This window comes from Scytonema sp. HK-05, assembly GCF_963872035.1.
Classification (GTDB): Bacteria; Cyanobacteriota; Cyanobacteriia; order Cyanobacteriales; family Nostocaceae; genus Kalymmatonema.
In genome coordinates this window covers 51,571-61,894 of record NZ_CAWMYC010000096.1, presented here as the reverse complement: position 1 = coordinate 61,894, position 10,324 = coordinate 51,571, and the positions used below count along the sequence as shown (strand labels likewise).

Genomic DNA, 10,324 nt, shown 5'->3' with positions numbered 1-10,324 from the left:
GAGAAGCCTACACTGTACTGTACTCAGTCAGTGTAGGAGTATGTCACGAATAGACATCTGGTGAAAAACAATGTAGAGACGCTTCAAACAGCGCGTCTCTACAAAGATTGTAAACAACGCAAAATTAATTTCTGGAGATGTCTAATGAGGATTTATTAACTTCCAGGTTTTCTGCATAGGGGCATTTAAGTGCAATGCCCTCAGAAAAAAGTTGTGGATCTTATTTAATCCACGTTCCTTAACGCTTAAAGAATGTGTCCTCCAAATTTTTGATGGTGACGTAAAGCACAGGCACAACGAGCAAACTCAAAAATGTTGCCACAAGCAAACCACCAAAAACTGCTGTTCCCAATGAGTGACGAGCATTTGCTCCTGCACCTGTTGCCACAACAAGAGGGAAGAATCCGACAAGCGCTGCAAATGCGGTCATCAAAATTGGTCGGAATCGTTCTTCTGCTGCTGTAAGAGCTGCTTTGGTGTAGCTCATTCCTTGCTCTCGCGCTTGATTGGCAAACTCTACAATTAATATGGCGTTTTTACTAGCAAGCCCAATCAACATTACAAGCGCAATGTTGCAGTAGACATCGTTCACTAAATTTCGTAGAGCTACTGCACTCAGTGCTCCTAAAATCGCTAATGGCACTGTCAGCAAAATAATTGCTGGGTCAATATAACTTTCGTACTGAGCTGACAAGACCAGAAATACCATGATGATACTGAATGCAAAGATTAAAGCACCCAAACTACCACCAGCAACCTGTTCCCTTGTCAAATCAGACCAATCAAATTTGATTCCTGGTAAAGCAGCTTCTTTGTATGCCTTGGTGATAGCATCAATCGCTTGCCCACTGCTGTAGTTAGATGCTGGAGTTCCTTGCAACAAGATAGAGCGGTATTCGTTAAAGTGAGAAATGACTGCTGGTCCTGTGAAGGGTGTAATAGTAATTAACTGATCTACAGAGACCAGTTTTCCATCTTTAGAATTGACATACAGCTGCTTGAGATCCTCTGGCTTATCACGATACTCACTATCCAACTGCACATACACCTGATAATATCGTTGTCCAAAGACAAATTGACTTACATATGACGAACCGATGCTGGTTCCTATGGTGGTTAAGACATCGTTAAAGTCAACATTCAGAGCATTCAATTGGTCACGATTGATTTCAATTTTATACTGCGGTGTATTGGCAGAAAATTGGGTGAAAGCGCCTGGTGGGGATGCAAATACTCCGGTTTGGTTCGCTTTCTGGAGAATCTTCTGGGCATTTGCCTGAAAATCACTGAAGCTGTACTTACCGTTTGTTGTATCTTCAAGCTGCATATTAAAACCACCCAAGGGGCTAAACCCTGGAATTGGAGGTGGACTACTGACAACGGCAATGGCACCTGTGATAGCTTTAGCAAATTCTTTTTTTACGCGACCGATAATAGAGTCAACATCTTCACCAGGTTTCGTGCGATCGCCCCACGGGACAAGATGGGCGAAGAAAATTCCCTGATTAGCACCAGAACCATTAAAGCCGGAACCACTTATGGTAGCAGTAGACTGTATCTCAGGAATCTTCGTGAGCGACTGTCGAACCTGGTTAAGAATATCGTCCGTGTATTGAAGAGAAGCAGAAGCGGGACCTTGGACAAGTCCCAAGATTGAACCTTGGTCTTCCCCTGGAACAAAACCTGTGGGAACAACACCAAACATGTAAACCGTTGCGACTAATCCAACCGCAAATACCCCAATAACCAAGTATCGAATCCAAATCAAGAACTCCACAATGGCTTTGTAACGGCTATTAACCCAGGCAAAAAACTGGTTAAATTTGCGAAAAAACCAGCCCACCGGACCCCATGCTTCCTGTGGGGAACCCAATAAAATAGCAGCCATACTGGGGCTAAAGCTAAGAGCATTAAACGTAGAAACAGCGATGGAGAAAGCAATAATCAAGGCGAATTGTCTGTAGAGCAATCCTGTAGCCCCAGGAAAAAATGCTACCGGAATAAACACCGCCATCAGTACCAACGAGGTAGCAACCACTGCCCCAGTGAGTTCTTCCATCGCTTCAAAGCTGGCTTCTCGTGCCGACATCCCTTGATTTTGTATCTTAGCAGTGATCGCTTCCACCACCAAAATTGCATCATCTACGACTAGACCTGTTGCCAGTACCAAACCAAACATCGTTAAACTATTGATGGAAAACCCCAACAGTTTGGCAAAAATCATTGAGCCAATTAGGGATACTGGAATTGCAACGGTGGGAATAATGGTGGCACGCCAATCTTGTAGAAATATGAAAATGACCAGAATAACTAGACCAATAGCTTCAAGCAGAGTAATAATAACTTCTTTTGTAGATTCTTGAATAAAACTGACTGTGTCATACACCAGTTCTGCTTTTATCCCTGGAGGAAAGTTCTGCTCGAGTTCCTGCATCTTGGCTTCAATTTGTTTTGCCACATCCAAGGCGTTGCTACCTGGGGATTGATAAATACCAAAAGCAACACCAGGTTTACCATCAATTTTTGCACTGCTGCTATAGGATTGTGCTCCTAATTCAACTCGACCAACATCTTTGAGCTTGATTTGGGTTCCATCCTTTGCCACTTTGACAACGATGTTTTCTGCGTCAGCGACATTATGAAACATCCCATCCAGTAGCAGCGGAATTTGGTAACGTTGTCCTGGAGGAGCAGGTTCTGCACCAATAGTACCACCGCCAATCACAACATTTTGCGATTTCACGGCATTGACGACATCTTCAATAGTGGCTCCTCGGCTCGCTAGAGCATCAGGATCAAGCCAGAAACGCATCGCATATTGACGTTGACCAAAAATATTGACGTGTCCAACGCCCTTAATTCTGGTAATTTCGTCGTTGACAAACAAATCAACATAATTGCTAATGAATGTTGCATTGTACTGATCAGTAGGGGAGTAAAAACCGTAAACTAGCAAAAGACTAGGTGAAGTGGTTTTGACCGATATTCCCTGCTCTTGCACAGAAGCAGGTAATAGAGGAATTGCTTGCTGCAAGTTGTTCTGCACGTTAACTTGGTCAGCGTTTGGGTCAGTAGATGTAGGGAAATAGACTGAAATATTACTACTACCAGCAATACTTGTGGAGGTCATGTAATCCATGTCCTGGGTTCCGTCCAACTTTCGTTCGATTGGGGTCGTGACTACTGTTTCGATAGTTTGCGGATCAGCACCTACGTAGGAAGCCGAGATCTGAACTTGGATAGGTGCAATTTGCGGAACATACTCGATGGGAAGAAGCGGCAAACAGACAACTCCAACCAACACAATAATGATTGTACAAACTGTTGTTAAGACGGGGCGTTTGATAAAAGTATTGGCAATAGACACGATATTTACCTCCTATGGCTGGATTGAGTGGAGGTGTTTGCCCCAGATGAACGAGGGCTGCTGCTTGGTAAAGGAACAATAGGGATACCATCTCTTAAGACGAGAGTTCCGGAGACAACAAGTTTGTCCCCAGGCTTTAATCCATTAAGAACCTGGTAATTTTGTCCTTGAATATTTCCCAATTTCACAGGTACTTGGTGAGCAACCAGTTGGCTTTTTTGATTATTTCCTTGATTTTCCTGAGCGACAAATACAAAGTTTTGATCCCCGATTGTAGTTACTGCATTAATAGGTATAAGAACCCCTGGTTTAATGTCCCAAATCACTCTTGCCTTCACATATTGAGAGTTCCGCAGATTACCACTTGCGTTTGAGAAACGTGCTCTAGTTAAGATTGACTGAGCATCTGCATTGACTTGAGATGAGACAAAGTAAATACTTCCTGAACCCAGCTGTTTGCTTGTATTGGGATCTAGTAATTGTACGGGTAACCCCTGTCGCAGTTCCCCAGAACGACTGATGGGGATGGGAATTTGTAGATCAAAGAAGTCATTTTGGTTGATAGTGGTGAGGGTTTGCCCCGTAGTGACATAGTCTCCCACCTTGAGCGAGATATCACCAACTGCTCCAGAAATGGGTGCAATCACTCGCTTAAAGTTAACATCTACCTGAGCCGCAGCTGTATCTGCGAGAGCTTTTTTGACATTCGCTTCTGCTTGAACAAGAGAGGCTTTGTTAGCCTTGACCTGATTTTGTGCAGACTTAACGCCATCAGCTTTCACTTTCAAATCAGTTGCGGCTTGATCTGCATCGTTTTGCGCGATCGCCCCTTGACCTACTAGATATTGATTCCGCTTATTATTAATTTTCGCCAGTTCGTATTGTGCTTGAGCTGAAGCTAGTTGTGACTCAGCCGATTGCAGTTGCTGAGCAGCGGTATTTTGCGCTGCTACAGCTGCTGCAACTGCTGCTTGATTACTCTTGTACTCGGCGATCGTTTGATCAGGATTGAGAATAAAAATTGGCTCCCCCTGTTTCACCTGAACCCCTGGTTTAACAAGGATTTGCTGGATTTGTCCCTGAATTTGGGGTTTGAGTTCAACTGTTTTCTCTGCTTCCAAAGTGCCTACATACTCTGTGTTGTCTTGAAGAGAGGCGCTTTGTAAAGTCTGCAATTGCACAGCCATAGGAGACGGAGCAGCAGCATGATGAGTGTCCATTGAGGCACGCCACCGACGATAGCCGAAAATGCCTGCTGCTATGATTCCTACTCCCAGTAAAATTAAGAGAATAGATTGAGGTAAACGATGTTTGCGAATGGAACTGGTTGAATGTGTTTTTTCCAACACAGGAGATTCACTTTCATCTGTGTGAGAGTTTAATTGGTCTAATTGATTTGCATCACTTGGAGAATTTGCATTTTCTACCATATGATTAAGTTCTATCAAATTATTTTGTTACACAAGCAACTAGAAAAACCTGATAGGGACATTTTTGTGTCCCTACCAAGACAATGAGGTCGCATGACATGTGATCGGCTAGCATCACAGTTAGTTTTATTGTTTCCTTTTATTAAAATTTTGAACAGTCAAGATAGTCCAGTTAAGCCAGCAAATATGCATCGTGCCTATTTAACGGCAAACTCCGGAATAAGTTTGCCCAGCCTGTGTTCGCTGTCATTTAGAGCGTGTTTATAAATTCGGCAAAAACCCCGATTTGTCATGCTGTTAGCGTAGCTCCACTGTAACGAGAAGCCGCTAGGCGTCTACGCAGAGCGAGGCACGTAGCGATAGCGTACTGAACGCGAGTGCCTGCACCAAGGGCGCTCAGCATCTCTCGACTACGATGCAAACCCTAGATTCTGAGTTCCAAGGGGACAGGCTGCGCCTGCGCGTAGGTTGACAGCATATAAGCCTATATGCTGTCAACCTATATGCTCTCAAAGCACTTAGCCGTAGCTACATCTTTAACAAGGATGCAGTTGCTAACAAAGCGCTAAAGTTTTTCTCAAAAATCCGCTAGTCCATCAAGCACTAAAGGTGTAGCTTTGAGCTGGCAATAGCTGCCAAGTCGTATCTCCTGTCAGTGCTAAAACATACTGGTGATATTGTACTAAGCTAGCACGATGCCCGACGCTAATGAATGTTGTAGCCGTCTTATTTAGCTGCCTGTATAGACGATCCTCGTTTTGACTATCCAAGGCGCTTGTCGCTTCATCCAAAATGGCGTAGCGGGGTTGGGTCAATAGCAGGCGGGCGAAGGCAAGACGTTGCTGTTCGCCTAAGGATAAAATATTTGCCCAGTCCAGCTCTGCATCAAGACCACCAACTCTCTCTGGCAGGTCGGTAAGATTCACCTGTTGTAACACCAGGTAGAGTTTATCTTCCAAGATTTCACGATTGGTGTTGGGGTACAACAATTGGCTACGCAAGGAACCCAAAACCATATAAGGTCGTTGAGGTAAAAATAGCATCTCCTCAAGTTTTGGCCGGATAATGCAGCCGGTGCCTGCGTTCCACAAGCCCGCGATCGCCCGAAGCAATGAACTCTTGCCACAGCCGCTCTGCCCCACAATTAGCAAGCCTTCTTTTGGTGACAGCGCCACCGACAAATCCCTAACCAGAATCTTTTGATAGTTGGGGGTATTCAACGTAATGTGTTTCAGCGCTAGTTTAGAATCCACTACTGTATCAATTACAGTCGCTCCTTCTTTCAAGGTTTTACTAGCAGTGTCTAGAGTCCAGTCGAACAAAGCTAAACGATTCACTCCAGCAGCAAACGCACTCAGCTGTTCAAACCTACTCACAATTACAGACAGCGCGCTTAATACCTGACTGAAAGCAATACCCGCCTGGATAACCACTCCCAATTGAATTTGACCCGCAAAGTAGGCAGGTGCAAGCACCACAAAAGGCAAAAGTGCGATCGCATAATTATAGCCTGTGGTAAAAAAACTCAAATTCCGCTCCCAAGCAATCACGCGATCAAAGTTCCGATACGCCTCATTGAATCGTTGCTTCACCTCCTCAAATTCCTGTGCTTCTCCCTGATAAAAGGCAATCGATTCGGCATGGTCACGCACATGCACCAGACCATAGCGAAAGTCTGCTTCTTTCCTTAGCTGATTGAAGTTTAGCCCAATCAGTCGTTTGCCAATCAGCACTGTAATTACGGTACCCGCGATCGCGTACACCACCAAGACGATGACGAGGGTCAGAGAAATTGACCCTAGCACTCCAATAAAACCAATCAGAGTTGTCACCGAAGTGAGAACAATTAACAGAAAGTCTAGAGAAACTTTAGTAAAGCTGTTAATATCTTCAGATATTCGCTGATCGGGGTTATCAACATTCGGGTCGGAGTTGATCTGGTAGTAAGCCCGGTTTTGAAAATACTCGTTGAGAAACTGATTAGTCAACCACCGTCGCCAGTATAAACTCAACTTTTTTTGGATGTAGTTAAAGAAGACAACCAAAGGGATCGCCACGACAATGACACCGACAAAAATCCAGACGCTGCGATAGAAGCTCTCAATATTCTTTTGTTCGAGTGCGTTAATCAGGTTTCGATTCATAAAGCTGAGAAGCACGCTCAGACCACTGGCAACTAGCGCCAGCACCAGCAAAATAGCCAGCAGTCCTCTCGCGCTCCATTTTTCATTAGAAAACCAGTAGGGTTTAGCGATCGCCCAAAAACGCTGCCATAGCTGACGGTTAAATCGATTCATTTTTTGTTACCTGCTTATGCTGTGTCATAATCGCTCAGCCGAAAATCTGCCTAGCGTAGTTCGTTTTTGACTTGTTTGAAGCCATAGTTAATACTCTAGGACTTACGCACTGTAGAAATGCACCCGCATATGCATTTACTATCGCCGTCTTTGCAACCACCTTGTAAAAGGCCGTTGGTTTCACTTTAGGCTGCAATTGTCAATAATTTGGAAAGATTTAAACACAACGCTTGAAAATTACCTTGTCTTAAGATTTACTTAAGTCCTAGATTAGTGCTGCTATCCTACAGTCTTACCGTTTGGTCATCACTGGCACTGGCAAGTATATTACCTTGGGGGCTGAAGGTGACTGATGTAACCCGATGACTATGTCCCTGAAAAGTTTTGAGGCATTCATAAGTACTGACATCCCACACCTTCACCGTTTGGTCTTCGCTGCTATTTCCAAGCAGGCTACCATCGAGACTGAAGGCGAGTGACTAGATGCTACCACTATGACCTTGCGATCGCTTCTCCCCAATCCAGGCGTTTGCTGGCAATCTTTGTCTCATCCTTTTCATCTGTGCTTCGAGAGCGAACCGCAGCATCCAGTTCACCTATCTCTTCACAGTCCACTTGTAACGCATTGCCCACGGAAAGACTTCCTCAGTTGCGTCATCAGCTCCCCTGAACAGATACCGAGATGATATTGCTCTAATTCAAATGGAGCAAGCAGGTACTTATGTAACTAATTAAATTGGTATAAAATTAAATTGGTATAATATCAAAACTGTTATCAAAATGACAATGTAGAGACGCGGTGAATGAAAGCGTCTCTACATTCCTAAATCTCACTAAACTCCTTAACCAAGTCGTATTGGTTTATACAGCCATATTGACAAAAGGGACACTATTTTAATCTGTCAGAAATGCCAGTTTATTGGTTAAACTGCTTTAAAATACTGCACATTATCCTTAAGGTATGAGCGTACTTTGCCTGCTTTTTGTAATCGTCTGCCAACGGAAATAATATCTTCGATTCGCTTGCCCAATTTTAATTTCAATTCAAAAGCACTTAGTTCCCGCAAATCGACGAGTTCTAGAAATTGATCCGCAAAGTTTTTGTCAGCCATATTGGGAACTGCGGCATCCAAACTAAGTGCCCACCAACAAGGTTTACCTGCTCCGGCTCCAAATCGAAAAACTTTTCTTCGAGCCTCCAAATAAGTTAGTTTTTTAAGCGCTGTTCCTCTACTGATCCCAATCTGAGATGCAATTTCTGAGGTTGTCTGAGGGTTTCTGAGTAATGATATAATTGTTACTTCTTCTTGTGTAGATAAAGGCAATTCAGTCAATGTGTTAGTTTGGCGTCTTTTATGTGGAAATGGAATTGGATTTAATTCCTTTAAGTTAGTGCATGTTAAACAAACTGGTTTTCCTCGAAGAAAAGTTCTAGGGATAGTTTCCGATTGACAAAATTGACAAACTTGTTTTAAGCAACCAGGGTAGATGTACAACTGCATTTTTATTCTGCTCCTTATGCTGCCATGTTTGTTTTTATTTCCGCTAAAGCAACTTCAACTGCCTTGACAAGTACTTCTGAATCGTTCAATTCCATTGATTGAGCTACAAGTTTAATAAGTCCTTGAACAATGAGTTTTTCGGGAGTCTTATTGTGCTCTTTGGCAACTTTTTCTAGTTTGATACAAACTTCTGTATTAGAGTCTTGAAGGCTATGTTCTACTCCACACAAATTAAGTTTATAATAACGCTCAGTACCAGAAAGATTTTGATGCCAACCGCAAAGACTCTTTTTTTTTGGTTTTGATGGTGGTAATTCAATTCCTTGATCTGCTGCTATTTCTTGAACAGCTTGTTGTACAATTTTGGCTGTTAAGCGTCCATTGCCAGCCAATTTTTGAGCGTTAATATACGCCTTTTGAACCTGTTCTGGCTGAGCTTTTAGTAGAGCTAATTTACGACAATGATCTTCTGGTATGGTTCCTGGTTCTACTCCCAAAGAGTCGCGTTCAATACGCCCAGCTTGCCACTGTTTTTGTAAATTAGAACGGCTTCCTTGAATGAAGTCACTATTTAACAGAGCAGTCATATTTTTAAATCCAAGGTGTTCATACCCTTTCCCTTCATCTAGTAAGACTAAATAGTGACGAATAATGTCGTTACTACGTTTCTGAATTTTAGGCAAAGCTTTCAACTGTCTCAAATGAGAGTTAATAAAAGTGATGATTTTCTCTGCGTCTTTTTTGGAAAGCGGTTTTTCTAGAATCTGGGGACTAAAGGGAATAATTTTTGAGTTCAAATTTGAACTTATTGAAGAGGGTTGTTTGAAATTGTCTGCTAAAGTGTAGGCTTCTGTGTTCTCCAAATGCTCTAACTCAAAAGGCAAGCCAGACAATTCCGGTTCGTTATCCCACTGGACGATAGGAGGAAGAAAATCTTCTCCATCTATTTGAGCTAAATCAACGGTTGTTCTTGGTTGACTACACGAAGTGAGGTAATTGCTTGAAATAGATTTTTCATCTTTATACAAGTTCAAATTTGAACTTGTGTTAAGAACTAAGCTATTATCATCGGAGTTTTCCTGACTTAATTCTAGGGGATTCACTGGTTCAACTATCTGGGAGTCTTCAAAAAAAACCCACGCGCTAGGTGTAGCGCACTCTTGGACTCCTTTGTATATCCCAACTCGTCCTTTATACAAAACACGCTCGCCTTCTATAAGTAACTTAAGAACCTGCCAACGTTTCTCTTTGTCACTTAATGGCTGTAAATTGGTTTCTAACATTGGCTTTTGTACAACTGCTGAATTTTTGACTAAGTTCTCATTGACTATGAGGTGAAATTCACGTCTAGCTTGAAAGTTTGTAAAAGTTTCAGTTTGCTTTTCCCAGGAATCACCACAAGGTGATATAATTTTGATTAATATCCCTCTTCCATTTATTGAAAAGTGTGCTTTATAACCTTTATAATCCTCTTCAAAAGCTTGAAAGCTTTGGATAACTGAAAGTTGGTAAAGGCGCTCCTGTAAAAGCTTGATTCTGCAATCTCTTTCTTGTTTGGAAATTTTCCTTAATTTCTGAATTGCCTTCTCCGATTCTTGTAGTTGAGGGATGTCTTCGATATTTGTTTCGGCAAGAATTTCGGAAATTTTTAAATTTCCTTCTAAAGTTAGTAGCGAAACGATATCAGTAGGGCTTTGTATTAGCGGGAAAGATGTCATAATTTTTGAA

The 10,324-nt window shown here is 42.5% G+C and carries 7 protein-coding genes and 1 pseudogene; all 8 read right to left on the bottom strand.

The features are described from left to right. Positions 1 to 238 precede the first annotated feature (238 nt). The 8 genes and pseudogenes from AACT52_RS15195 to AACT52_RS15160 all read right to left on the bottom strand — a co-directional run bounded on the left by AACT52_RS15195 (position 239) and on the right by AACT52_RS15160 (position 10,314). Complete coding sequence (locus tag AACT52_RS15195) at positions 239 to 3,367, bottom strand: efflux RND transporter permease subunit (RefSeq protein WP_198940925.1); 3,129 nt, start codon at positions 3,365 to 3,367, stop codon at positions 239 to 241. Between the two features lie 5 nt (positions 3,368 to 3,372). Continuing rightward, positions 3,373 to 4,797 carry an efflux RND transporter periplasmic adaptor subunit gene (locus AACT52_RS15190; protein WP_083630334.1) on the bottom strand — a complete coding sequence of 475 codons (1,425 nt, stop codon included), beginning with the start codon at positions 4,795 to 4,797 and terminating at the stop codon, positions 3,373 to 3,375. A gap of 596 nt (positions 4,798 to 5,393) precedes the next feature. After that, positions 5,394 to 7,094 (bottom strand): ABC transporter ATP-binding protein/permease, encoded by a 1,701-nt coding sequence (locus AACT52_RS15185; protein WP_073631872.1) that lies wholly within the window; start codon positions 7,092 to 7,094, stop codon positions 5,394 to 5,396. 284 nt (positions 7,095 to 7,378) lie between these two features. Further along, the gene (locus tag AACT52_RS15180) at positions 7,379 to 7,510 is read right to left on the bottom strand and encodes a WD40 repeat domain-containing protein (RefSeq protein ID WP_233153954.1); all 132 of its coding nucleotides are present in this window, start codon (positions 7,508 to 7,510) and stop codon (positions 7,379 to 7,381) included. Next, positions 7,511 to 7,564, bottom strand: a pseudogene (locus AACT52_RS15175) (hypothetical protein); the annotation flags it as partial. A 22-nt stretch (positions 7,565 to 7,586) separates the two neighbouring features. After that, on the bottom strand, positions 7,587 to 7,727 hold the full coding sequence (locus tag AACT52_RS15170; protein ID WP_233153951.1) for a hypothetical protein: 141 nt from the start codon (positions 7,725 to 7,727) through the stop codon (positions 7,587 to 7,589). Between the two features lie 290 nt (positions 7,728 to 8,017). Further along, on the bottom strand, positions 8,018 to 8,596 hold the full coding sequence (locus AACT52_RS15165) for a FaeA/PapI family transcriptional regulator (protein WP_073631870.1): 579 nt from the start codon (positions 8,594 to 8,596) through the stop codon (positions 8,018 to 8,020). A 14-nt stretch (positions 8,597 to 8,610) separates the two neighbouring features. Further along, positions 8,611 to 10,314, bottom strand: a complete 1,704-nt coding sequence (locus AACT52_RS15160; RefSeq protein ID WP_073631867.1) for a hypothetical protein — start codon at positions 10,312 to 10,314, stop codon at positions 8,611 to 8,613. Positions 10,315 to 10,324: the final 10 nt, after the last annotated feature.

What these genes read in the sequence shown, in the direction of transcription:
- AACT52_RS15190 (WP_083630334.1), bottom strand. Translation starts at nt 4,797, where the DNA reads ATGGTAGAAAATGCAAATTCTCCAAGTGATGCAAATCAATTAGACCAA.
- AACT52_RS15185 (WP_073631872.1), bottom strand. Translation starts at nt 7,094, where the DNA reads ATGAATCGATTTAACCGTCAGCTATGGCAGCGTTTTTGGGCGATCGCT.
- AACT52_RS15165 (WP_073631870.1), bottom strand. Translation starts at nt 8,596, where the DNA reads ATGCAGTTGTACATCTACCCTGGTTGCTTAAAACAAGTTTGTCAATTT.
- AACT52_RS15160 (WP_073631867.1), bottom strand. Translation starts at nt 10,314, where the DNA reads ATGACATCTTTCCCGCTAATACAAAGCCCTACTGATATCGTTTCGCTA.